The 22213-nt window shown below is 62.4% G+C and carries 24 protein-coding genes; 11 read left to right on the top strand and 13 right to left on the bottom strand.

Annotated elements, in window-relative coordinates; translation table 11 throughout:
• The first annotated feature begins 7 nt into the window (after positions 1-7).
• Both DS839_RS04435 and DS839_RS04430 read left to right on the top strand, forming a co-directional pair.
• On the top strand, positions 8-793 hold the full coding sequence (locus tag DS839_RS04435) for a class I SAM-dependent methyltransferase (RefSeq protein ID WP_119269068.1): 786 nt from the start codon (positions 8-10) through the stop codon (positions 791-793).
• A complete protein-coding gene (locus tag DS839_RS04430) occupies positions 790-1905 on the top strand; it encodes a lipid II:glycine glycyltransferase FemX (protein WP_119269067.1) in 1116 nt (371 codons plus the stop codon). Before DS839_RS04435 ends, DS839_RS04430 begins: the two co-directional genes overlap by 4 nt.
• Positions 1906-1923: 18 nt before the next feature.
• On the opposite strand, the gene DS839_RS04425 is transcribed toward DS839_RS04430, so the two are convergent.
• The 8 genes from DS839_RS04425 to DS839_RS04395 all read right to left on the bottom strand — a co-directional run bounded on the left by DS839_RS04425 (position 1924) and on the right by DS839_RS04395 (position 7055).
• A complete protein-coding gene (locus DS839_RS04425; protein ID WP_119269066.1) occupies positions 1924-2235 on the bottom strand; it encodes a hypothetical protein in 312 nt (103 codons plus the stop codon).
• Positions 2232-2918, bottom strand: a complete 687-nt coding sequence (locus DS839_RS04420) for a hypothetical protein (RefSeq protein ID WP_119269065.1) — start codon at positions 2916-2918, stop codon at positions 2232-2234. Before DS839_RS04420 ends, DS839_RS04425 begins: the two co-directional genes overlap by 4 nt.
• Before the next feature lie 62 nt (positions 2919-2980).
• Entirely contained in the window at positions 2981-4390 is a 1410-nt protein-coding gene (locus DS839_RS04415; protein WP_119269064.1) for an APC family permease, read from the bottom strand.
• A gap of 10 nt (positions 4391-4400) precedes the next feature.
• Positions 4401-4562: a hypothetical protein gene (locus tag DS839_RS36305; protein ID WP_162918300.1), complete on the bottom strand. Its 162-nt coding sequence runs from the start codon at positions 4560-4562 to the stop codon at positions 4401-4403.
• 9 nt (positions 4563-4571) lie between these two features.
• On the bottom strand, positions 4572-4952 hold the full coding sequence (locus DS839_RS04410) for a hypothetical protein (RefSeq protein ID WP_119269063.1): 381 nt from the start codon (positions 4950-4952) through the stop codon (positions 4572-4574).
• A gap of 11 nt (positions 4953-4963) precedes the next feature.
• Positions 4964-5254 (bottom strand): hypothetical protein, encoded by a 291-nt coding sequence (locus DS839_RS04405; RefSeq protein WP_119269062.1) that lies wholly within the window; start codon positions 5252-5254, stop codon positions 4964-4966.
• A gap of 175 nt (positions 5255-5429) precedes the next feature.
• Positions 5430-5648 (bottom strand): hypothetical protein, encoded by a 219-nt coding sequence (locus DS839_RS04400; protein ID WP_119269061.1) that lies wholly within the window; start codon positions 5646-5648, stop codon positions 5430-5432.
• A gap of 12 nt (positions 5649-5660) precedes the next feature.
• Positions 5661-7055: an ammonium transporter gene (locus tag DS839_RS04395; protein ID WP_119269060.1), complete on the bottom strand. Its 1395-nt coding sequence runs from the start codon at positions 7053-7055 to the stop codon at positions 5661-5663.
• A 323-nt stretch (positions 7056-7378) separates the two neighbouring features.
• Here DS839_RS04395 and DS839_RS04390 point away from each other — a divergent pair, with 323 nt between their 5' ends.
• Positions 7379-7624 (top strand): hypothetical protein, encoded by a 246-nt coding sequence (locus DS839_RS04390; protein WP_119269059.1) that lies wholly within the window; start codon positions 7379-7381, stop codon positions 7622-7624.
• 3 nt (positions 7625-7627) lie between these two features.
• On the opposite strand, the gene DS839_RS04385 is transcribed toward DS839_RS04390, so the two are convergent.
• The 5 genes from DS839_RS04385 to DS839_RS04365 form a co-directional block, all read right to left on the bottom strand.
• Positions 7628-8824, bottom strand: a complete 1197-nt coding sequence (locus DS839_RS04385; RefSeq protein WP_119269058.1) for an FtsX-like permease family protein — start codon at positions 8822-8824, stop codon at positions 7628-7630.
• The gene (locus tag DS839_RS04380; RefSeq protein WP_119269057.1) at positions 8821-9507 is read right to left on the bottom strand and encodes an ABC transporter ATP-binding protein; all 687 of its coding nucleotides are present in this window, start codon (positions 9505-9507) and stop codon (positions 8821-8823) included. Before DS839_RS04380 ends, DS839_RS04385 begins: the two co-directional genes overlap by 4 nt.
• A gap of 7 nt (positions 9508-9514) precedes the next feature.
• Positions 9515-9931, bottom strand: coding sequence for a hypothetical protein (locus DS839_RS04375; protein ID WP_119269056.1), 417 nt, complete (start codon positions 9929-9931; stop codon positions 9515-9517).
• 80 nt (positions 9932-10011) lie between these two features.
• Positions 10012-11760 (bottom strand): alkaline phosphatase, encoded by a 1749-nt coding sequence (locus tag DS839_RS04370; RefSeq protein WP_119269055.1) that lies wholly within the window; start codon positions 11758-11760, stop codon positions 10012-10014.
• Positions 11761-11850: 90 nt separating this feature from the next.
• A complete protein-coding gene (locus DS839_RS04365) occupies positions 11851-12885 on the bottom strand; it encodes a GlxA family transcriptional regulator (protein ID WP_119269054.1) in 1035 nt (344 codons plus the stop codon).
• A 199-nt stretch (positions 12886-13084) separates the two neighbouring features.
• Here DS839_RS04365 and DS839_RS04360 point away from each other — a divergent pair, with 199 nt between their 5' ends.
• The 8 genes from DS839_RS04360 to DS839_RS04325 all read left to right on the top strand — a co-directional run bounded on the left by DS839_RS04360 (position 13085) and on the right by DS839_RS04325 (position 22210).
• Positions 13085-14416: an extracellular solute-binding protein gene (locus tag DS839_RS04360; protein WP_162918299.1), complete on the top strand. Its 1332-nt coding sequence runs from the start codon at positions 13085-13087 to the stop codon at positions 14414-14416.
• Between the two features lie 70 nt (positions 14417-14486).
• Positions 14487-15392 carry a carbohydrate ABC transporter permease gene (locus DS839_RS04355; protein WP_119269052.1) on the top strand — a complete coding sequence of 302 codons (906 nt, stop codon included), beginning with the start codon at positions 14487-14489 and terminating at the stop codon, positions 15390-15392.
• Positions 15389-16252, top strand: coding sequence for a carbohydrate ABC transporter permease (locus tag DS839_RS04350; RefSeq protein WP_119269051.1), 864 nt, complete (start codon positions 15389-15391; stop codon positions 16250-16252). Before DS839_RS04355 ends, DS839_RS04350 begins: the two co-directional genes overlap by 4 nt.
• On the top strand, positions 16249-17718 hold the full coding sequence (locus DS839_RS04345) for an aldehyde dehydrogenase family protein (protein WP_119269050.1): 1470 nt from the start codon (positions 16249-16251) through the stop codon (positions 17716-17718). The genes DS839_RS04350 and DS839_RS04345 overlap by 4 nt, the downstream gene beginning before the upstream one ends.
• A 38-nt stretch (positions 17719-17756) precedes the next feature.
• Positions 17757-18965 carry a sialidase family protein gene (locus DS839_RS04340; RefSeq protein WP_162918298.1) on the top strand — a complete coding sequence of 403 codons (1209 nt, stop codon included), beginning with the start codon at positions 17757-17759 and terminating at the stop codon, positions 18963-18965.
• 8 nt (positions 18966-18973) lie between these two features.
• A complete protein-coding gene (locus tag DS839_RS04335) occupies positions 18974-20137 on the top strand; it encodes a sialidase family protein (RefSeq protein WP_162918297.1) in 1164 nt (387 codons plus the stop codon).
• On the top strand, positions 20124-21251 hold the full coding sequence (locus DS839_RS04330; RefSeq protein ID WP_119269047.1) for an ABC transporter ATP-binding protein: 1128 nt from the start codon (positions 20124-20126) through the stop codon (positions 21249-21251). Before DS839_RS04335 ends, DS839_RS04330 begins: the two co-directional genes overlap by 14 nt.
• A complete protein-coding gene (locus DS839_RS04325; protein WP_119269046.1) occupies positions 21248-22210 on the top strand; it encodes a dihydrodipicolinate synthase family protein in 963 nt (320 codons plus the stop codon). The genes DS839_RS04330 and DS839_RS04325 overlap by 4 nt, the downstream gene beginning before the upstream one ends.
• Positions 22211-22213: the final 3 nt, after the last annotated feature.

Below are 22213 nucleotides of genomic sequence, written 5' to 3'. Positions count from 1 at the left end.
GGGTCATATGAGCCAGCAAGCCACCACTCCCATCGGCAACTCATCTGTTGCGACGAGCAGAAGCCCTGTTTCCCGCATTGTCCAACTCGCGAAAAACGAAGGCCTTATTGGCGTCCTGCGTTTCGCAAGGCGCTGGTTCCTCTACAAAGCGCACTACCGTCTTTATGACAGGTCATTCGAACGGTTCGAGGCAGTACCGACATCCAAGGGTGTTCCGGCCATCGACCTCGATTATGACGACGAACTCCGCCGCCACAGCGTGGAGTACCTGGCGGCGCCGCGTCTTCTCATTCATGAAGCGATCAAGCTCATAGCCGAGCCGCTTCACCGGTTCACCTTCGTTGATATCGGATCAGGTCTTGGCAGACCTCTTCTCGTCGCAGCCGAGTATGGCTTCGATTCCGTCATTGGCTATGAGCTGTCGCCGTCGCTTCACCAGGGAGCTGTCGCCAATATCGAACGAGCGAAAGACGCATTGAAGCTGCAGACGAAAGCAACAAGTGTGAATGCGAACGCCCTTGAGGTCGACTGGCCTCAAGGATCGCGCGTCTTCTTCCTCTTCAATCCGTTCGACCGCGAGTTCATGCAGCGGTTTCTGGGGCGGGTGCACGCGACGGCAAACCCTGGCACGACGCACTACCTGGTGTTTCTCAACCTCAAACACCCGGAGCTGCTGGGGCAATATCCATTTCAGCCGCGCCGTCGCGGACTGATCGACCGCGCGGTCTGGTGGTTCCTCAGTCCATATCCCTTGCTGATCTATCGCTATGAAACGCCGGAGCGTCTTCCATGAACGCGATATCAATCGAACGCACCACCCATGAACTTGCGGGAGCCTACAGCGTCGAAGTGGACAATGTCCCCGATCAGGAATGGGACCGCATTGCCGGCGACTTCGCCGACATCAATCCCGAACAGACGGCTTGCTACTCCGGTCTTCATTGGAAGGGGAGGGACAGCCATATCCTTCTGCGCCGCGATGGCAAAGCTGTAGCCGGGGCCCGGGTTGCACTCGTCAGCCTCCCGGTGATGGGACGCGGGCTGGCTTTCCTTCGCTTTGGTCCCTTCTGGCGGCGGCAGGTAACGGCCGCTGACCCGGAAATCTACCGCGCCATGATCGCAGCGTTGGTGCAGGAATATTGCGTGTCGCGCGGCCATTGCCTGACGGTTCTGGCTCGTCCCCATCCCCAATATCATGCGCTGGAATGCGGTTGGCTGCGCGATCTCGGATTCGCGCAGCGGCGCAAGTATGACGATCCGGAACGCTATCTGGTCAACACCGCCCTTGACGAAAACGCCCGGCGTCAGAGCCTCGCGCAGAAATGGCGCTACGCCTTGCGCCAGGCGCTCGCCAATTCTCTCGACGTCCGAGTGACGGAGGATCCCGGGGAGATCGACGCTTTTCAGAACTTGTACGTGTCAATGATGGAGCGAAAGCAGTTTTCCAGCACCACGCCCGTTCATCTGACAGGAAAATTGATCGCCAATCTGCCGGAAAAGCTCAAGCCGAAGCTTGTCGTTGCCTGTCACGAGGGAAAGCTGGTGGCCGGCGCGACCGTGGGTCTGTTCGGGGACACCGCCTATTATATGTTCGGGGCGACCTCGGCCGACGCCTTGCCGCTCAAGGCCGGATACGCGCTTCATTGGTGGATATCGCAGTGGCTCCACAGCCAAGGTTTCCAATGGTACGACCTTGGCGGCGCATCGCACGAGCCCGGTCTGCGTCAGTTCAAGAAGCAGTTCGTCGGCAAGGCCGGACAGATCGTCACCATGGAAGGCGAATATGAACGCTGGACGACGTCCCTCAGCCGGCTTTCGGCAGATGTCGTCTTTGGTGTTCGTCACTTCAAGCGCCGCATCCGTCATGGTGCGAAATTCGGGGCGGCGACCGGCGCCAAGTCGTGACCTACGGCAACGTCGCTCTTAAGCGGCTCGCCCGTCATCAGCTCCCTTTTGCCCGGCGGCATAGCGCCATTTCTCCCATTTGACCCGGGCGATCTTGTAGGCATCGAGGATCGACAGCGCATAGATGAAGAAGCCGCCGGCATAGCGGCCGAGGAAAGAGGCCTGATCGGGCGCGATCTTCGACGTGGCCCAGCCGATCACGATCATGAAGAACAGGAATTGCAGACCGCGCGCCGGCACGCCGGAGAAGACATGGCCCGATCCCGGCAGCACGATCGCCAGCGCCAGTATGGCGTAGGGATGCATCGGTTTAGGCGGCCTGTCAGTCATGCGGGTTGGGCCCAATCGAGGATGGATGTGCGCAAGGCGATGAGCCGGTCGAGCAGGCTGCTCACGAGGTATGGATCGAGCTCCACCGTACCGAATTCCGCCTGCCGGAAGACGCCATAGCGGGCGCGATCGGCTTCCGCCACCTGCCAGACGAAACGCAGGCCCTTGGGCGTGATCAGGAGTTCCTTGGCATGCGGATCCCCGAAGATATCGAGATGCGGCGCCACCACATGATGCGGCAGCACATGCTCAGGGTCATCCGTGCGCACCACTGCATAGTTCGGCAGGTCGGGCAGGGAATCGAGGGTTACCGGCAGGTGATCGAAATTCGAGAAGGTAGTGGGTCCGGCTGGGCGCATCATGAGATCGAAGGTGGCCCTGACCGGCAGCGCTTCGGGAATGGTGACGAGGAGCCACAGGGAAGGCAGCTTGCGGATGGCAAGCGTGTCGATGACGGGATAAAGCCTGACCGGGAGGTCGCGGTAGCGGCCGACGAGTTGGGGATAGCCGACCCCGCTTTCACCCTCATAGCGGGCATTTTCGATGAGGGGCTTGATCTTCGCGAAAAGGAGGTCGGGCGCTGCGGCGCGCTTCTCAGCAGCCCGGCGCAGCTTGATCGCGAGATGGATCGCGAGGCCGATGGCGGCGGCAATGCCGAGGAGGGTGGTGAGGGTTTCGAACATCGCAACGAATATGGCCCGCCTTTGTCCGGCGGGCCATATGTCTCTCGCGGTTGTGGCCGGGCTCAATAGCCTTGCGGTTTCGGCCACGGCATCGTGAACTGGTCGCCGCGCCGCACGAATTTGTAGCGGTAGAAGTGGAACCACAGCGACACGATGACATAGAAGAGCACCATCGCGATGAGCTGCGATCCGAACCCTAAGAAGATGGCGAAGAAAGTAACCACGCACAGCACGAACAGGCAGAGCGCCGGGATCGGGTGGAACGGATGGGTATAGCCGCGCCGGATCGAGCCCAAGGGCCACTTGTTGCGGAACATCACGATATTTATGCTCATGAAGGTATATTGCAGCACGCCCGACAGGATCGAGAAGGTGATCGCCTGGTTGAGGTCCGCGATGAAGGCGAAAGCCAGGGCGATCGGCAGCAGGAACAGGATCGACCGATAGGGTGTGCGATAGGTGGGATGCACCGCCGAAAACCATGCCGGCAGATAGCGGTCGCGGCCGAGCGAGAACCAGGCGCGTGCCGCATCGTTGATGCAGCCATTGGCCGAGGCCACTGCCGACAGCACCGTTCCCCAGAACAAGAGGAATTCGAGCGTCGGGCTTCCCGTGACGCGCGCGGCGTCAAAGAGCGGGAAGAAGGTGAAGCCCAGATATTCCCAGGGCAGCAGGCTGGCGCAGACATACCAGGTGAGGGCAGCGGCGATGAGCAGCGTGATGATGCCCGCCATCGTGCCATAGGGAAGCGCACGGGACGGCGAGCGAACCTCTTCGGCCGCCTGTGTCGTCCCTTCGATCCCCAGATAGTACCAGATGGCGAACTGGAAGGCGGCAATGACGCCGATCCAGCCATAGGGCAGGGCGTTTTGCGGCGTAACCAGCTCTCCGAGCTTGAGGACAGCGCCTTGGCTCCAGGGCTGCACCGAGAAGAACAGGATGATGATCGACAGATAGGCGAGCGCCGTGATGATGAAGTTGACATTGAGCGTCATCAGCACGCCGCGGTAGTTGAGCCAGGCGAAGACGACGATGACGAGCACGACGAAGGCGTGTCGTGTCAGGCCCTCGGTCGCCGCCACCGTGGTCATGAGGTCGCCGACCAGGATCGCGTCGGAGACTTCCAGCATCGTATAGGCGAAGACGAGATAGAGCGCGACATTGAAGGCCATCAGCGGGCCGACGATGTGCTTAGCCTGCGCATATTGGCCGCCGGCCGCCGCGACCGTCGAGGTCACTTCGGAATCGATCATGGCGACGGAAGTGTAGAGCAGTCCGACGAACCAGCAGGTGATGAGGGCGGCGAGCGCGCCGCCCTTGTCGGCCGAGAAGTTCCAGCCGGTGAATTCGCCGACGAGAACGATGCCGACTCCGAGCGCCCAGACATGGGCGGGGCCGAGCACCCGGAGCAGCGAGATGCGCTGCCCGCTGGAGGGAGTTGCCGTAGCGGTGGCTTGAGCTGCTTCTGCCATGGCTTCCCCCTCAGACCTTGTGCTTTTCTTGGACGGCTTCGATCTCACCCTCACGCGAGGAGGTCAGTTGATCCTCGCTATAGGTCGAGTCCGTCTTGAACCAGTCATAGGCCATCCACAGCACGAGAGCGGCCGAGATTGCCCAGGCGATATATGAAAGTGTGAACCACATGAGCCGCTCCTATTTCCGGTCGCCGAATTTCTCGGCGATCACTTCGCGATATTCCTTGTCGGAAGCGCGAAAGAGAAAGACGTAGTAGCCGATGAGAACCGCAGCCATCAGGATGAGGCTGATCCAGTCGATATTGTAGTGGAAGCGGTTTTGTATGATGTCATGCGCGGTCTCGGGCGTGTAGCCGAGCTTCTCCCAGATCGACACCATGGTGGGATTCTGCCCCAGCAGCTCCCAGGTCGGGCTTTCGATCTTGTCGATGGCTTTGGCGGCACCAGCAAGGCCGAGCTTGAGCGGCAGCCAGAGCGCTACGAAAATCGCAACCAGGAGGAAGATCACATCGACGAATTGCAACGCCTTGTTTTGTTCGGGTGGTATGTATTTTGCCATTGTGTCCTCCCCTACAGCCGGCCTTGCTTGCGCATGGCGTCGAGATGCTTGATGTCGAGGCCGTAGATGAACTCCTTGTCCTCGGCATAGTGCTTGACCATGGCGGCGATGGCGGCGGTGTTGAAGATGAGGATGGCGGCCGCGCCGATCAGCACCACGATGCGAATGGTGTTGTCGGGTATGTACGGCCAAGTCATGAACAGCACGAAGAGAATGACGATCCACAGGATCGCGATGAGGGCCCATGCACCGCGACAATCACTACGGTACATGGCCTCAATCCTCTGATTGAGGTCAGCCATTTGGTTCCTCCCAAGGGCGCTGCGTTGTCCCCGCTAAGCGCGTCCGCCCCCTCCGATTCGTTGCTTACGGGGCAAAATTGTTATCTCACAGGAAAAACCGGCCTTTGACGAAAGTCAAGACCGGTTAACGCCTTTCGCAGCAATTTAATCGGAACGGAAGCGGAGACGCCTCGTATCAGTATCTATCTATTGCCTTTTTCGTCTCCTCGCCGCGCGGATCGGCATTGAGGTCCTGGTTGAACTCGGCCGTTTCCTGGCGGGTCTGCAGAACGTGCCAGCCGATCCAGAAGGCCAGCCCCAGGATCACGAACAAGACCTCGAGCCCCTGGAAAGGATAGATGGCGCCCACATTGGCGAGATCGACAGCCCAACTGGTCATTCCATTGGTAGACATATGTCGCTCCTGTTACTTGATCATCGCTCGCTCCGCCGCCGCCACATCTCGAAGCGCGGCCTCGTAAGCTTGATTGTTCGCGAAATCGAGACCCTCGAGCTCGACCTTCGCCGGTACCCGCAGAAGTCCGGCGCTTTCGAGGATCTTGGCCAGGATGAAGGTCGGTACGAAGCCCAAGCACACCATGATCACCGCGCCGATGAGATTGCCCCACGGCGTAATGGTGGCGAAGCCTTCATAGGGCGAAGAGGGCGTGCCCCATAGCATGATGCCGGCGATCACCACACCGAGGAACCCGCCATAGCCATGGACCGCCACGGCGCCGACCGCGTCATCGAGTCCGTAGCGCCGCTCGACATAGTTGTGCAGCTTGTAAGCGATGGTCGGCACGATCGCGCCAATCAGCATGGCCTGGATCGGGTGATAGAGATCATTGCCCGCCGAGGCGCCGATGATGCCGCACAAGCCCGCCGAGAAGGTCCAGAAGGGATCACCCTTGGAGAAGATGTAGCCCGCCATCATGCCGCCCGAGAGCGACATCAGGAAATTGAAGGTGATGGCGGAAAGTGTCGTCGGCGCCAAGTAGATGTTCGTTGCCGTCCAGGTCGCACCGCTGATCTGCCCGGCGATGGTCGTCGGACTGATGATCGGGATGTTGCAGGCGGCATAGAAGCCCCAGAAGCCGGTATAGATCATCAGCAGGCCTATCGCGACGAGCCACGTATTGTGCGGCGGGATATCGCGCGGCGTGCCGTCGGCACGGAATTTTCCGAGCCTTGGTCCAAGCACGATCAGCATGGCGAGCGCGGCCCCTCCCGCGATGGCATGCACGACACCGGACGCATAGGCGTCGTGATAGCCAAGGAGCTTGACCATCCAGCCGAGCGGATGCCACCCCCAGGCGGCATCGAGGATCCACATCACCGAGCCGATCAGTACCGCGACGAGCCAGAAGGCGCCGGAGCGTACGCGCTCGATGATGGCGCCCGAGATGATCGAAGCGGTGGTGATCGAGAAGAGCAGGAAGGCACCCCAGAACACGCCGTTGAGACGGTGCCACAGGCCCGCCATCGCCGCATCCACGCCGCTATCCGGCGTCGGTCCGGAAAGATGTGTCGCCATCAGGGGGCTCCAGGGTGTTGCCCAGGGTGCCGCCGTCATGCCGCCGGTGAAGCCGGGACCGTTCGGAAAGGCGAAATAGATGTACCAGCCGAAGAAATAGAAAGTGACGGTCACCAGCGGGATCGCCATTGTGTTCTTCATCAGCGTCTTGAGATGGTTGCGTCGTCGCGACACGCCGACTTCGTAAAGACAGAAGCCGACATGAATCAGAAACATGATGACGATCGTCACCCAGTAGTAGAACTCCGTGAAGATAACGGTCAGCGAAGTGAGATTGTCGCCCATCGTACGTCCCCTCCGGGAAGCGCGTTTTGAACCCCGCTGGGCGCTCCCACGACTCATTGGCGGCGGGGCGAAATGTGCATGACAGGAAAGGGATCGATTGCCGTAGAGTCAAGTCGGGACCGAGGGTTTCCCACTGAAGTTCTTCCGCTGCGCCGGAGGGCCAAGCCTTGTCGATAATATATAAACATATTCAATGGGTTGTAAGTGGCGCGGTCGGTGCGATCCGAAGCTGAACGCGGGCTTAACGGACTTCTCAGTCTTCATACAGCTGTGATGGCGCATCTTCCCGCATCGATCAATTCATCGCAAAGGACGCCTTCGCCATGTTCCGCCTCGTTGCCCGCAGCAAACTCCAGACCTTTCTCGGGCTGGTCCTCGCTCTCGGCATCGCGGCGACCCGCACCGAGAAGCTCTTTGCCGAGATGCAGTCGAGCCTGCCGCATGCGGCGGGCGTAGCACTGCTCTCTGCCGATCATGCCATGCCGGAGCGTTTCGATCCGGCGCGTGTGCCGCCGTCCGGCGGCATGGCCGCGCGGCTCCTGGCCGGCATCAGCGTGAAGCTCGTTTAAGCGTCAGCTCCGCAGGGCTGCTGCCGCCGGTTCGCGAAAAGCGAGAGCAGCCGGGATCGAGGCGATCACCGCAGCGCCCAGGATGAGCGCTGCGGCAAGGCCCAGATCGCTCAACGCGAATTCGACCGGCAGGACCACGCCATTTTGCGCGGTGAAGACGGCCGACAGAGTCCTGACCGCGATCCAGCCGATGAGGAAGCCCAAGGCGATACCGACCGCCATCAGGAGGATGAGCTCGCTCCATACGATGCCGAAGATTGCACTTCTCGGCGCACCGAAAGCGCGCAGCGCGCCGATCTGGCGGCGGCGCTGGTTCACATGCGCGATGGCGATGAGGGCGATCGCCGCGGCGACGAGGCCTTGGCTCGCCAGCGCGATCAAGCTCATGGCGGCGCGTGCATCGCCGAGCGTCGCATAGAGCCGGGTCAGGACCTCGCCCGGGAAAACCGCCATGGTCGCATCGCCACGATACTCGCCGCGCAGCCTGTAAGCGTCGGCGATGGTCTTGGGCTTCACCAGGATGGCCGGAACGCCGGGGAGCTTGCCGGTGACCGATCCGTCGAGAAGTCCCGGAACGACAGGCGCATCATGGCCCTCAGCATGCAGGCCGTGCACCGCCCAGACCGCTTCGATCGGCACGATGATGGCGCGGTCCCAGGCGGTTCCGCCGGACGCCATCCGGCCTACGACCTTGTAGGTGAAGTCGGTGTGAACCGGTCCGGCATTGCCGGCGAGGCCATGGATCGGCGCGAAGGATTGGCCGAGAGGCAGTTCGACCGATGCGCCGATGACTGCATCATGCAAGGCGCTGGGCGCGCGCCCCTCGATCCCGTTGGTCAAAGCGCCGAGAAGCTCGGGCGTCGATCCGACGATCGGATAGGTTTCATAGGAATCGCCGAAGCCGATCGGCGCCGCGAAAGCCACGCGCGGATCCTGCCGGAGCTTCGTCAAGACGTCACCGGGCAAGAGCGGCAGTGGTGCCGCTTGCAGGAAGACGGAGGAGAGGACGAGCTGCGTCTCGCTGCCCGCCGCACCGATGACGAGATCGAATTTGTCGGCGGCACGGGCGCTGCCGAGCCGGAGTGCGCGTTCCTGCAGCGTGACGCCGATGCTGAGCGCCGAGGCGAGGCCGACGAGGCAGACGATGACGAGCGCTGCCGGCCAGAGGCGTTTCAGATCGGCGAGGACGAAGCGCATCATGCGGCAAGGCTCGCTTTGTTGCCGCCGCCGAGCCGGCCGGCGGCAAGCCGAAGCGCGCGATCCATCCGCTGGATGAGCCTTTCGTCATGCGAGACGGCAATCAGCGTGGCGCCGGTCTCACGGGCAAGCGACAGAAGGAGGTCGATGACCTCGCCGCCATTGTCGGGATCGAGGCTGGCCGTCGGCTCGTCGGCGATCAGCACCTTCGGCTGGCGCAGCAAGGCGCGCGCCACCGCGACGCGCTGCATCTCGCCGCGCGACATGGTTTCGATCGGCTGGCGGTGACGCGCTATGCCGACGCGCTCGAGGAGGGTGGCGGCTTGCCGGACCGTGGCCGCGGACGCCACGCGGCGCAGGCGCGCCGGCAAGAGGACGTTGTCGAGGGCGCAGAGGCCGGGAAACAGGTGGAATTCCTGCAGGACGAGGCCGATCGTCTCTGCCCGGAAGCGGTCGCGCCTCGATTCCGAGAGCGCCGCGATGTCTTGCGTGCCCCAGAGCACGCGGCCTTGGTCGGGACGCGCGAGGCCGGTGATGACATTGACGAAGGTCGTCTTCCCCGATCCCGATGGGCCGGTGACGGCGACGCATTCCTCGGCCTCGATCCGCAGCGCTGGAATATCGAGGGCCGAGGCGGCGAGGCCCGGATAGGAGACGGCGACATTGTCGAGGCTGAGCGGCAGCATCAGGGGCTCAGACGGTCTGGAACTGGGCGTGGCGCAGGCGCAAGAGGCTGACGAATCCCGTCTCGGGGTCGGTCCAGGAGCCATAGTCGAGCGTGCCTTCGACCTCGATCGGCGCATTGGCCTGGACGAAAGTCTGTTTCTCGTCGAGATAGACGACGACGATATTGTCCGGCCAGTCGGCATCGGAGGAGCAGAAAGGACAGAGCGCCATCGGGATCTCGGTGAGCACGAAGAATTTCGCCTCCGCCTTGAGAGGCGGAGCCATGAAGCCTTTCATCGTGACCGGTTGGCCCGCGAGCGTCTTGACCTTTTCAGTGAATTTGAGCCCGAGCACGCCTTGCACGGCATAGAGCTCATCGAAGGTGAGGGGCTCTGCCGCCTGCGCAGGAATGCCGAAGCCGGCAAGCGCGATGACGCCAAGCATCGCGCGCCGGGTCAGGGAACATCGTGCATCCCTCCCCGAGCGGGGAGGGATGCTGCGAAGACAGTCTCGTCGGTCAGGCATCAATTTCCGAGCTGATTCTTGCCGAGAGCGAAGACATCCACGAGTACGCGGTAGACGTCGCTCTCTTCCATATAGCCCTTGAAGGCTTCCGAGCCAGGACCTTGTGCCTGGAGCACGACGTCGTCGACCGCATGGACGCCGGTATCGCCATCCTTCGGTATGTTGCCGGCCCGCAGGACGGCGCCCGGGATATCCTTGTAGGCCGCATTGGGGATATAGTTCTTGTTCTCGTCCTGCACCGCCGGCACGAACGGGCCGTCAAGATGCGGACGGAAAGTCTCGTAATAGTCGGGGAAGTTGTTGGCGAACATCGCAAGGCGCTTGGTCACGTTCACCTTGTCCGGATAACCGTCGCCATTCTCGTCCTTGTAGTTGGGAAAGCCGGCCTTGTCATAGGTGCCGACCTTCTCGCGCATGTCGCTGCCGGGCTTCTCATCATCGACCGTGCCGATGATGGAAAAGCCATGTGTATGATCGCCGGTCGCGATGATGAGCGTGTCGGGATTCTTCGCGGCGAATTCACGCGCGAGGCCGATCGCCTTGTCGAACTCGATCGTCTCGAAGAGAGAGCGGTCCCAGTCGAGCGGATGGGACATCTTGTCGATGGAGGACCCTTCGACCATCAGGAAGAAGCCCTCCGGATTCTTCGACAGCCGGTCGAGCGCGACCTTGGTCATCTCGACGAGGCCAGGCTGGTTCGGGAATTTCGACACCGTGCCCTTCTTGAGGAACTCGCGATCGAGCGTGACATCCATGTTGCCGGTGTGGAAGAGGCCGAGAACTTTAGGCTGGTTCGAGTCGGCAGCCGCCGCGAGCTCGGTCTTGTCGGTGGCGAGCGCATAGCCCGCATCCTTGAAGAGCTGGATGTAGTCCTTGTCGTCCTTGCGCTTCGAGCCGGCCGTGGCCTGCGGCAGGAAATAGGCCGAGCCGCCGCCCAGGACGACATCCGGCTTAACATTGTAGATCATCTCGACGATGTCGGCCTTGTCGGCGCGCCGGCGCGTATGAGAGACGACGGCGGCGGGTGTCGCGTCTTCGATCTCGGCGGTGGCGACGACGCCGATCGATTTGCCGGTCTGGCGGCGCAGCGCCTCGGCGATGGTTTCGACGCGCGGATCATCCAGGCTTCCCGGCGTGCGGTCGGCATAGACGCCGAGCGCGTTGACCGAGGTCTTGTGGCCGGTCATGTAGGCCGACATGGAATTGGCGCTGTCGACGGCGATCGAATCGACCGACGATGTGCCGATGAAGGCCATGCGGTCGAGCATGTCCATGTTGAGGCGGCCATTCGCCTTGCCCTCGGTAACACCCTTGGACATGATGCGGGCACCGGTGCGATGCGCCACCGACAAGCCATCGCCGAGGAAGAAGATGATGTTCTTCGCTTTCGGCGTGGCGGCCGTATCATAGACATCCCACACGACTCTCTTCGTCTCATTGCCGGCCGTCGCCTCGACCGTATAGATGCCGGGCTGGGAGAGGATGACACCGCGAGCGACCACGGCGGAGGCATCGGCCTTTTCCTCCTTCTCGGTGAAAGCCATGTCCTTGCCGAAGACAGCCTTGTAGTGCTGTCCGTTCACGGTGATCTTCACGTCCTCAGGCTTGACGAGGCCGGCGAATTCGACCTTGAAATCGAAGGGTGAGCCGACGAGGATCGTCGCGCGATCAATCGGATAGATCGTGGCGGCGGCCGCCGCTCCGGTGAGGAAGGTCGTAGCCGCCAGCGTGGCGAGGAATCTGCGCATTTCGGGTGCTCCATGAGAGTCTGGGACGACTCTTTTGGGCGTAGGACCCGAACATGACAGATTGATAAAGAAGGCCCGATTGTAAGCCGTTCAATTTCGCTTGTTCGCCGCTGACAGGCGCGCGATCTCGGGACGCACCAGGCGGCCCTGGATGTCGCGGAAGGACTGCCGGAAGGCGCGTGGCGACTGGCCGAACTGCGCCTTGAAGGCGCGGGTGAAGACGGAAGGATAGGAAAAGCCGCAGGCGACCGCGATGTCCTTGATCTCGCCTTCCTCATAGAACAGGAGGTTGCGCGCCGCCTGCAGGCGGACGAGCAGATAAAGCTGCGAGGGCGTCTGGCCGAATTCGCGGGCGCAATGACGCTCCAATGTGCGGACTGAAATACTGAGCTGCTCGGCGAGAAGCCGGGGGCCGAGCGGAAAATCGAGATGCCGCTCCATGAGCGCAATCAGGCGGCGCGACAGGGAAGGCTCGGCGTCGGTATCGGCGCCTTCGACACGCTGCGCCCGGGCGGCATCGCGCGGCGTGTGGATGAGGGCATTGGCGACCTCGCGCGCCAGCGCCGCACCCCTCAGGCGCCCGATGAGGTCGAGCATCAGATCGAGCATGCCGACACCGCCGGCGCAGAAGCCGAGTTGCTTGTCGAGGAGATAGAGCTGGTTCTCGATCTGCGCCTCGGGAAAATGCTCGAGATATGCGGGGGCGGCTTCCCAATGGATAACAAGCTTGCGCTCGCCGGTGAGGCCGGCCCTGGCGAGGGCGAAAGCGCCGGTATCGACGCCGATCACCGTCGATCCGTGCCGGTGGGCATTGCGCAAGGTCGAGAGAAGCTGCGGCGAGTTGTTTTGGGTCGGCAGGTTGCCTTCGAGCAGGATCAGATAATCGCAGTGGGGAAGGGATGAGAGGTCGCTGTCGACCTCGATCCGCATGCCGTTGCTGGCCCTGACCGGCTTGCCGGTCTCCGATGCGAGCACCCAGTCGAAAAGATCCTTGCCGCTGTTCTGATTGGCGATGCGCAGCGCTTCGGTCGCCAGGATGAAGGCATTCAACGGAAATTCCGGCTGCAGCAGGAAAGCGAATTTCGGCTTCCGATCCAAAGCGCCGTTGCGCCGTTCCTCGCTCATCCCTTCTACCTGCAAGCTCGAGTGTCGCTCTGTGCAAAGTTTTCGGCGCGCAGTATCAACTGAAACTTGCCCATTTGTCAAAAACTCCAGGTCACGGCCGGCAGCGCCCGGACACAGCTAAACCGGCCCAAAAGCTCAGGAAAATGGCTCGAAGCACAACGAGGCATGCGGCTTGTCGTATGCCATGAGGGAGGTTTTTATGTCTGCGAAAGCGACGTTCAATGCAAAGCCGGCCATGAACCGGCGCGCCCTTCTCAAGACCGCGGGCGCCGCGGCTGCCGTTCTTGCCGCGCCGCGACTCGGCCGCAGCGCCGGCAATCCGATCGAGATCGTCCATTGGAGCTGGCTAGCCGCGTCTGACGGCGAGGTCTGGGCCAAGATGATCGCCGATTTCAACGCGGCGCATAGGGACAAGGGCGTCCAGATCAAGATGGAAGTGGTGCCCGAGGAGCAATATGTCACCAAGGTGCTGGCGGCTGCGGCGACCGGCAAGGCACCTGATTTTGGCTGGGGCACCGCCGGCAAGGGCGCGCAATTGGCGCGCGACGAGGTGGTGATCCCGCTCGACGATCTGGCGGCGAAAGTCGGACTCGATGTTGCCGATTTCAGCGCCTCTTCGATCACCGCGTCGCGCTATCCGAAATACGACAACAAGATGTTCATGGTCCCCATGGATCTGATGAGCTTGCAGCCGGAGATCAATCTCGACCATGTGAAGGAGGCGGGGCTCGATCCGGAGAAGCCGCCGGTCGATGACGAGACGTTGCTCAACTGGGCCACCGCGATGACCAAGCGCGACGGCGACAAGGTCACGCGCTCCGGCATCATGATGACGGGATCGGGCGTCCAGCCAACCGTGACCTGGGGCATCGTCGCCGAGCAGATGGGCTTCCAGCGCGCGAGCGACGACCTCAAGACCGCTTGCGTCAATCCCGACGCCGGCAAGAAGGCCATGCAATGGGTGCTCGATCTCTTCGACAAGCACAAGGTGTCAACGCGCGACGTCACCGACCGCTACAAGGCTTTCGGCACGGGGCAGGGCTCGATCTTCTGGACCGGACCATGGACGCTCAACGGCTATGTCGGCCAGAAGCTCAACTTCAAGACGGCACTCTTCCCCAAGATCGGCGACAAGCATGTCACCTATTTCGAGATGGGCGGTCTCGAGCTTTACCAGCAGGCCGACACCGCCCGCTATGAAGCCACGATGCAGGCGGTCAAGTGGCTGTCCGACAACAGCTTCCTGTGGACGACGGTCGGCCGGGGTGCGAGCCCCCGCAAGTCGATCCTCGATCGGCCGGACTACAAGACGACCGGCAACAGATGGGATGTGCGCGGCGCTTTCGTCGACGGCATGAGCTTCGCCACGGTGGGCGAGATCCCGGTCGTCAATGGGCCGAACTTCACCATCTATTCCGGCGGCAACTTCCTGGCGAAGACGCTGGAAGGCGTGTGGTCGGGCCAGACCTCGATCGATGACGCGATGACCCAGATCCAGGCCCAATGGCAGGCGGACCTCGACGAGGGCTGAGGGGCAAGTGCCATGGCGCCATCGCTTCGGCGGTGGCGCCCCCTTTTTCTAGAGCAGCGCGGGACCAGGAATGAGCGCAGTCGCCCATAGCATCGACCACGCGGGGCGGGAGACGTCGAGCGAGGTCGACAAGGCCGGATATCTCCTTGTCGCCTTCTTTGGGATCCCGTTCTTCCTGTTCAACATCATGCCGGTGCTGTTCGGCTTCTATGTCGCCTTCACCCGCTGGAGCATCGTCGGCTCACCGAAATGGGAGGGCCTCGCCAACTTCACCCGCGCCTTCAGGGACCAGTGGGTCGCCGTCGCCTTCAAGAACATTCTCTTCTATGGCGCCATCATCGTTCCCTGCGTCACGGTTCTGGGACTCGTCTTCGCGCTCTTCGTCAACAAGCGCTATCCCTTGTCGAGCCTGGCGCGCACCTTGTTCTTCGCGCCGACGGTCGTTTCGGCGACGGTCATCGGCCTGGTGTGGGTCTGGCTGCTCGATACCCAGTTCGGCCTCATCAATCACTATCTCTCCTTCTTAGGCATCGACAACGTCCCGTGGCTCACCTCGACCCGATGGTCGCTGGTGGGGGTCAGCATCGCCTCGATCTGGTGGGACTTAGGGCTCGCTTTCGTGCTGTTCCTGGCGGCACTCCAGGACATTCCGGGCGAGATCAACGACGCGGCGATCGTCGACGGCGCCAATCGCTGGCAGCGCTTCCGCTATGTGATCCTGCCGCATCTGAGGCCGGTGATCAGCATGGTCGTCACCTTGCAGCTCATCTCCACCTTGCGCATCTTCAGCCAGGTCTATGTGATGACCAATGGCGGACCTGCGGGATCCTCATCCTCGCCCATCCACTACATCTACTCCATCGCCATCGTGCGCAACCTCTTCGGCTATGCCTCGGCCATCGCCATCCTGCTCTTCGTGCTGATCCTCGCCATCACCTTCGCGCAGCGCTTCCTGCTCAAGGAGCGCAGGCCATGAGCTGGCTCGAACGGGAATTGGAGGAACGCCGCCTCAACCGGCTCGATCTCCTGATCTGGCCGATCGGCATCGCCGTCGCCATCCTCTGGGCATTGCCTTTCGTCTGGATGGTCTCGACCTCGCTCAAATTCCCCGCCGATGTGATGACGCAGGATATCGAATGGCTGCCGAGCCGCGTCACCTTCGACAATTACATCAAGGTCTTCGAGTATCCGGTGGTGCGCTGGGGCGTGAACAGCCTGATCCAGGCGGCGGCCGCGACCTTCTTCTGCGTGCTGTTCGGCGCCATGGCGGGCTATGCGCTGGCGCGCATGAATTTCCCCGGCCGCAACCTGCTGTTCGTCATTTTCCTCGCCTCGCTGATGATCCCGGTCGAGGTTTCCGTCATCCCGCTGCTTCTCGCTTTCGTGAAGATCGGCTGGGCCAGCTCCTATCAGGCGCTCATCCTGCCGGCGATCGGCAATGTCTTCAGCGTCTATATCTTCCGTCAGTTCTTCCTCAACTTCCCGTCCGAGCTCGAGGACGCGGCGAAAATGGATGGCGCCGGGCCGTTCAATCTCTTCTTCCGCATCGCTCTGCCCTTGGCGCGGGCGCCCGCCATTGCCGCCTCGGTCATCATCTTCACCCTCAACTGGAACAGCTTCCTGTGGCCGCTCCTCGTCACTTTCGACGAGAGCATGAAGACCTTGCCGGTGGGCGTCGCCGCCTTCACGCCGGTGGTTGGCACCCGCACCCAGATCGAGGGCTACAGCGTCGCCATGGCGGCGGTCACGATCCTCAGCATTCCGAGCCTGCTGCTTTTCTGTTTCCTGCAGCGCTACTTCATCCAGGGCATTTCGCAAGGCAGCGTCAAGCAATGAGCGACAGACGATATACCCGCAACGACCTCAAGAGCGAGCTTCCCGACGCGCATTTCATCGATGGGGCGCGGCACAAGGCGGTCGGACGCGAGACTTTCCCGACCATCGATCCGAGCACGGAAGAGACGCTCACCCAGATCGCCCGCGGCCGGGATGCGGATATCGATCTGGCGGTCACGGCGGCCGATCGTGCCATGAAGGGCGAATGGCGCGACATGACGCCGGCCGAACGCGGCCGGCTTATGTTCAGGCTGGCCGATGCGCTCGAAGCGGAGGCCGAGCGCTTCGCGCTGCTCGAGACGCTCGATGTCGGAAAGCCGGTCAAGGAGTCGCTCGGCGATGTCCGGGGCGTGTGCGCGACGATCCGCTACAATGCCGGTGCGGCCGACAAGATGGAAGGCTCGACCATTCCCTTAGGCCCGGGCTTCGTTGATTTCACCGTGCTCGAGCCCGTCGGCGTCACGGCCCATATCGTGCCCTGGAACTATCCGCTCGGCATGGTGGCGCGCTCGGTGGCGCCGGCGTTTGCCGCGGGCTGCGCGACGGTGGTGAAGCCCGCCGAGCAATCGCCGCTGACGGCTCTCGCCTTTGCCGAGCTTTGCCACAAGGTTGGCTTCCCGCCGGGCGTCGTCAATGTCGTGGCGGGTTATGGCGAGGAGGCGGGGGCGGCCCTCGTCGCCCATCCCATGGTGCGCGGCATCACCTTCACGGGCTCTGTCGCCACGGGACGCAAGATCTATATGAATGCCGCGCAAGGGCTGAAGCCCGCCGTGCTCGAACTCGGCGGCAAGAATCCGATGATCGTGCTCGACGACGCCGATCTCGAGCGCGCCGCTTTCGATGCCATCGACGGCGCCTTCGGCAATAGCGGGCAGGTCTGCTCGTCCTCCTCGCGCTTCCTCCTGCAGCACTCCATTGCCGAGGAATTTCTCGATCGGCTTGCCCAGAATGCCAAGAAGCTCGGCGTCGGACCCGGCCTCGACAATCTCGATCTCGGACCGCTCGTCTCGAAGGAGCAGTATGACAAGGTCCAGTCCTATCTCGCGGCCGGGCGCAGCTCCGGCGCCAGGGTGAGGCTCGGCGGCGGTCGGCCGCCGGCTCTCGATCGCGGCTATTTCATCGCGCCCACGATCATCGATCGCGTCGATGCCGGCAACGTGCTGGCCCGCGAGGAAATCTTCGGACCGGTCGCCGTGGCGCAGCTCTTCGATACGATCGATGAGGCGAAGGCGCTGGCCAATGGCCTGGGCTATGGCCTGGTCTCGGGCGTCTACAGCCGGGACATATCGCGGGCGCTGACCCTCGCGCGCGATCTCGAGGCGGGATCGGTGTGGATCAATGGCTGGTTCATCGGCGGCGTCCAGGCGCCCACCGGCGGCATCAAAGAGTCAGGCATCGGCCGCGAGCGCGGCCTGCCCGGGATCCGCAACTATCTCAGCATCAAGAATGTCGGAATAAGGCTCTGACAGGAAAGGTTTCGACCATGCCCTATGAGGAAAACAGGATGAGTCCCATCAAGAATGTGGAGCACTACACGATCTTCAAGCACAAGGAGCATTGCGTCAATCAGATCGCGACGCGTGCGCTCAAGAACGGTGATCTCATTGCCGTCTTCAATGAGGAGCGCTTTCCGTTTCATCATGACAGCGGCCAGACCTTGCTGACGCGCTCCAAGGACGGCGGCAAGACATGGAGCGAGCCGACCGTCGTCCTTCCCTGGTCGGCGACGCAAGGCAACTGGGACTGCGGCATTTGCGAGCTCGAGGACGGAACATTGCTCGTCAACATGACGATCACCGGCTTCTTCAAGCGCGGTGTCAAGCCAGAGCAGCCCTCCTGGAGCACCCATCCCCACACGAAAGAGTGGGGCGACTGGACCTGGGCCTACAAGACGCAAGCCTGGCTCGGGACCTTCGTGGTGAAATCGAAGGATGGCGGCGCGACCTGGACCGATCCGATCCCGGTCAATGTCCGGCCCTTGAAACATGGCGGTTGCCGGCTCGGCTCATGGCTCCTGCCGAACGGCTCGTTGCTGATGGGCCTCTATGGGCGCATCCACGGCTATGAGGAGGAAGGCGAGGGCGAAAGCACGCGTTCGGCGCTGATGCGTTCCGACGACGGCGGCGAGAACTGGGAATATTATTCGACGCTCGCTTACGATCCGGCCAACATCATCGATTACGAAGAGCCGGGACTCTTGCGCCTCAAGGACGGGCGTCTCGTCTGCTTCATGCGCACCCATGTCAATCCGAGCGGCGATGCCAAGAACATGGTGATGACCATCTCGGAAGACGACGGCTTCAGCTGGACGCCGCCGAAATGGACGAATATCTGGGGCTATCCGCCCGAGCTCATCGCGCTCGAGGACGGCCGCTATCTCATGGTCTATGGCTATCGCCGTCCGCCCTATGGCGTGCGCGCCATCATCTCAGGTGATGGCGTGACCTGGGACCGCAAAAACGAGTTCGTCATCCGCGAGGGTGGGGTGCCGGGCGGCACCGTCACCGAGACGCCAGGCTCGAGCCGCATGACGCCGGCCTCCGGCAAGATCGCGGGCGGCGGCGTCGACTGGAGCAATCCCGGCATCTACCAGCATATCGGCTATCCGAGCGTCGCTCAGATGAAGGATGGCACGGTCGTCTGCTCCTTCCATGAATGGAGCGACGATCCGAAGCCCCTGCAATATGTCCGCTGCACGCGCTTCCGTGTCTGAGGGGTCTGGTGAACGCGATCGACATCAAGCTGGAGCAGGCGATGGCGCACAAGGTGCTCCATCGCGACGCCCATGCCTATTGCGCGCATCCGCATCTTGTCGCGGCAAGGCCCGACAACTGGCTCCTGGTCTTCACCAGGAGCATGCGCCGCGACATCGTCCTCCATCCGCCGCAGGATCCTTTCTACTGCAACATGCTGATGCGGTCAGAGGACCAGGGGCTGAGCTGGACCGAGCCTTCGATCGTGCCGGCCTTCCGCTGGCACGGCGTCGAATGCGCCGGCCTCACCGTATTGCGGTCGGGCAGGGTGCTGCTCAACCAGTGGCGTTTCGACTGGTATCCGCTGGCTCATGCGCAGGCCCATCTCAGCCCTAAGAACTATGATCCGCCTGAGAAGTTCATCGGGCCGAAGGCGATGGCGGCCGAGCTCGGCGATTGGGCGCCAGAGCCTTCAACGATCGCCGGGCGCTTCCCCTGGGCCCGCGGGGGCGGCTCGAGCTGGATCCACGTGTCGGAGGATGGTGGGCGAAGCTTCCCTTATTCCATACCGGTCGATACCGCGCCTTACAGCGGCGGCTATGGCCTGCGTGGCGGCGTCGAGCTTCCCGACGGTGAGATCATCCTGCCGCTCTCGGACGTCCCGCATTACCGCAATGTGTTCATCCTCCGCTCGCGCGACGGCGGCGAGCGCTGGTCGGAACCTGAGCTCGTGGCCGGAGGAGAGGGGCATGAATTCGAGGAGCCGGCGCTTCTGCTCTTGCACTCGGGCCGGCTCGTCATGCTGTTGCGCGACAATGAGAGCCGCATCCTGCATCTCGTGCGCTCGGACGATGGCGGGCGGAGCTGGAGCCCGGCTGTTCCGACCGGCATCGTCGATTATCCGGCCCATCTTCTCGAACTGCCGGACGGCCGGGTTGCCTGCGTGGCGGCGCGGCGCGTGCCGCCCTTCGGCATCACGCTTTATCTGTCGGAAGATGGCGGGAAGACATGGCCGAGCGATCGCCCGATCATGGTGCGCGGAGGCTTTCCCAATCGCGATCTCGGTTACCCGTCCATGGCGCTCACGGCCGATGGCCGCCTGTTCATCGCCTATTACGGCCAGGATGCAAACGGCGTGACGGGCCTTGAGGCGAGCCTGGTGAACCCGGAGGCGATCGATGGCCGCCATTGAGCTCAAAGGCGTGGCCAAGTCCTTCGGCACAGTCGCTGTGATCCACGGCATCGATCTTGCCGTCGAGCATGGCGAGTTCGTCGTCTTTGTCGGCCCCTCGGGCTGCGGCAAGTCCACGCTGTTGCGCATGATCTGCGGGCTCGAGCCCATCACGTCGGGCACGCTTGCGATCGGCGGCAAGCCGATGCGCGGCGTCCCGCCGGCCAAACGCGGCGTGGCGATGGTCTTCCAGAACTATGCGCTCTACCCGCATATGACGGTCGCCGAGAATATGGGTTTCTCGTTGCTGATGGAGCGCGTGCCGAAGAAGGAGCGCGAGGCCAGGGTGCGGCGCGCAGCCGAGACCTTGCAACTGGGCGAACTACTAAGCCGCAAGCCCAAGGAGCTGTCGGGCGGCCAGCGCCAGCGCGTCGCCATCGGCCGCGCCATCGTGCGCGACCCGCAGGTCTTCCTGTTCGACGAACCGCTCTCCAATCTCGATGCCGAATTGCGCGTCCAGATGCGCCTCGAGCTTGCCAAGCTCCACCGCACGCTGGGCGCCACGATGATCTATGTGACCCACGATCAGACGGAGGCCATGACGCTGGCCGACAGGATCGTCGTGTTGCGCTCAGGGATCATCGAGCAGATCGGCACGCCTCTCGAGATCTACGCATCGCCGCGCAATCGCTTCGTCGCGGGTTTCATGGGCTCGCCCAAGATGAGCTTCCTTGCGACGCGGATCGCCAAGACCTCAGGCCGCAAGCTCAGCCTCGCCGTCGAGGGCATGTCGCCGGCGACGGTCGAGATCGAGTTGGCACCGGCAATGACGGTGCCTGATGAAGTGACGATCGGAATCCGGCCCGAGCATTTCAGGCTTGCGGGCAGCCCCGGCCCGCGCCTCGAGGTCCGCATCGACTTCGTCGAAAGGCTGGGCGGCGACAGCTATCTGCATGCGCCCGATCATCCGGCCGGGAGCCTGATCATCCGCCAGGACGATCCGCGCCTGGTGCAGCCGGGATCGAAGCCCACGTCAGTGGGGGTGGACTGGCGGCAGGTCCATCTTTTCGCGGGCGATGGCCGCGCCATCGAAGTCAGACGGCAAACGCGTGTAAGCCAGGGAGAAATTGCGTGAATCCTGAACTGCTCAAATCCCGGCTTGCGGGCTGTTATGTCACTATTCCGACGCCTTTCGGGGATGAGGATGGTTTCCCCGTCAATCACGAGGCGCTGCGCCACTATGTGCGTTTCCTCATCGAGAGCGGCCTCACCACCGATTATGCGACATTGCTTGCCGGGGGCGCCGCGGGCGATTTCTCGACCATGACCTTCGAAGAGCGCCTTGCCGTGGCCGAGACCGTCGCCGATGAGGCGAAGGGCAGGGTGCCCCTGACTTTCGGCGGCCAATCGACCTCGACGCTCGAGCTGGTTCGCCTGGCCGATGCCGCGCAATGCATGGGGTTCGACTTCATGCAGGTCTCCTGTCCCTTCTACTTCACCCATACGGAAGGCGATTTCGAGGAATTCGTCACGGCGGCCGCGAAAGCGGCGCCGAAGGTCGGCATCATCGTCTATAATACCTTCTGGACCGCCACGGGTCTTTCCTTCGCCATGATCGAGCGCCTGGCGCGCATTCCCAATATCGTCGGCCTCAAATGGGCGACGCCGCGCACCGATGCGATGGAGTTCGAGGACGTGACGTCGCATTTCTCCGAGCGCTTCACCATCATCGACAACAATCTGTTCTTTCCCTATTCGGCGATGCCGGCCCTGGGGGCCAGGGCCTTCGAGGTCCATCTGTGCAATTACTGGCCGGAATGGGGCATCAAGCTCATCGATGAAGTGAAGGCCAGGAACTATGCCGAGATCTCGCGCATGATGATCGAGGAGGCGATGCCTTTCTACAAGCTCTGGGTGAGGATCGAGAAGGAATATACCAGCGGTGACGGCTATCTCGACAAGCTGTGCATGGAGCTCGTCGGCCTGCCGTCGTCGCGCTGCCGCCCGCCGACCCGCGATGTGCGCGAACACTACAGGGAAGACACGTACAAGATGATGAAACAGAAGAAGGTGCCGCGATTGATCGCGAGATAGGAC

It is taken from the genome of Taklimakanibacter deserti (assembly GCA_003574785.1).
Note: the sequence above shows the minus strand (reverse complement) of the source record. Positions and strands in the feature narration are given on the sequence as shown.

Excerpts from the sequence above, each read along its gene's own strand:
- DS839_RS04435 (WP_119269068.1), top strand. The coding sequence starts at position 8 with ATGAGCCAGCAAGCCACCACTCCCATCGGCAACTCATCTGTTGCGACG.
- DS839_RS04355 (WP_119269052.1), top strand. The coding sequence starts at position 14,487 with ATGAGCGCAGTCGCCCATAGCATCGACCACGCGGGGCGGGAGACGTCG.
- DS839_RS04380 (WP_119269057.1), bottom strand. The coding sequence starts at position 9,507 with ATGCTGCCGCTCAGCCTCGACAATGTCGCCGTCTCCTATCCGGGCCTC.
- DS839_RS04415 (WP_119269064.1), bottom strand. The coding sequence starts at position 4,390 with ATGGCAGAAGCAGCTCAAGCCACCGCTACGGCAACTCCCTCCAGCGGG.
- DS839_RS04370 (WP_119269055.1), bottom strand. The coding sequence starts at position 11,760 with ATGCGCAGATTCCTCGCCACGCTGGCGGCTACGACCTTCCTCACCGGA.
- DS839_RS04430 (WP_119269067.1), top strand. The coding sequence starts at position 790 with ATGAACGCGATATCAATCGAACGCACCACCCATGAACTTGCGGGAGCC.
- DS839_RS04360 (WP_162918299.1), top strand. The coding sequence starts at position 13,085 with ATGTCTGCGAAAGCGACGTTCAATGCAAAGCCGGCCATGAACCGGCGC.
- DS839_RS04385 (WP_119269058.1), bottom strand. The coding sequence starts at position 8,824 with ATGATGCGCTTCGTCCTCGCCGATCTGAAACGCCTCTGGCCGGCAGCG.
- DS839_RS04420 (WP_119269065.1), bottom strand. The coding sequence starts at position 2,918 with ATGTTCGAAACCCTCACCACCCTCCTCGGCATTGCCGCCGCCATCGGC.
- DS839_RS04410 (WP_119269063.1), bottom strand. The coding sequence starts at position 4,952 with ATGGCAAAATACATACCACCCGAACAAAACAAGGCGTTGCAATTCGTC.
- DS839_RS04390 (WP_119269059.1), top strand. The coding sequence starts at position 7,379 with ATGTTCCGCCTCGTTGCCCGCAGCAAACTCCAGACCTTTCTCGGGCTG.
- DS839_RS04365 (WP_119269054.1), bottom strand. The coding sequence starts at position 12,885 with ATGAGCGAGGAACGGCGCAACGGCGCTTTGGATCGGAAGCCGAAATTC.
- DS839_RS04345 (WP_119269050.1), top strand. The coding sequence starts at position 16,249 with ATGAGCGACAGACGATATACCCGCAACGACCTCAAGAGCGAGCTTCCC.
- DS839_RS04340 (WP_162918298.1), top strand. The coding sequence starts at position 17,757 with ATGAGTCCCATCAAGAATGTGGAGCACTACACGATCTTCAAGCACAAG.
- DS839_RS04375 (WP_119269056.1), bottom strand. The coding sequence starts at position 9,931 with ATGCTTGGCGTCATCGCGCTTGCCGGCTTCGGCATTCCTGCGCAGGCG.
- DS839_RS36305 (WP_162918300.1), bottom strand. The coding sequence starts at position 4,562 with ATGTGGTTCACACTTTCATATATCGCCTGGGCAATCTCGGCCGCTCTC.
- DS839_RS04425 (WP_119269066.1), bottom strand. The coding sequence starts at position 2,235 with ATGACTGACAGGCCGCCTAAACCGATGCATCCCTACGCCATACTGGCG.
- DS839_RS04330 (WP_119269047.1), top strand. The coding sequence starts at position 20,124 with ATGGCCGCCATTGAGCTCAAAGGCGTGGCCAAGTCCTTCGGCACAGTC.
- DS839_RS04395 (WP_119269060.1), bottom strand. The coding sequence starts at position 7,055 with ATGGGCGACAATCTCACTTCGCTGACCGTTATCTTCACGGAGTTCTAC.
- DS839_RS04350 (WP_119269051.1), top strand. The coding sequence starts at position 15,389 with ATGAGCTGGCTCGAACGGGAATTGGAGGAACGCCGCCTCAACCGGCTC.
- DS839_RS04405 (WP_119269062.1), bottom strand. The coding sequence starts at position 5,254 with ATGGCTGACCTCAATCAGAGGATTGAGGCCATGTACCGTAGTGATTGT.
- DS839_RS04400 (WP_119269061.1), bottom strand. The coding sequence starts at position 5,648 with ATGTCTACCAATGGAATGACCAGTTGGGCTGTCGATCTCGCCAATGTG.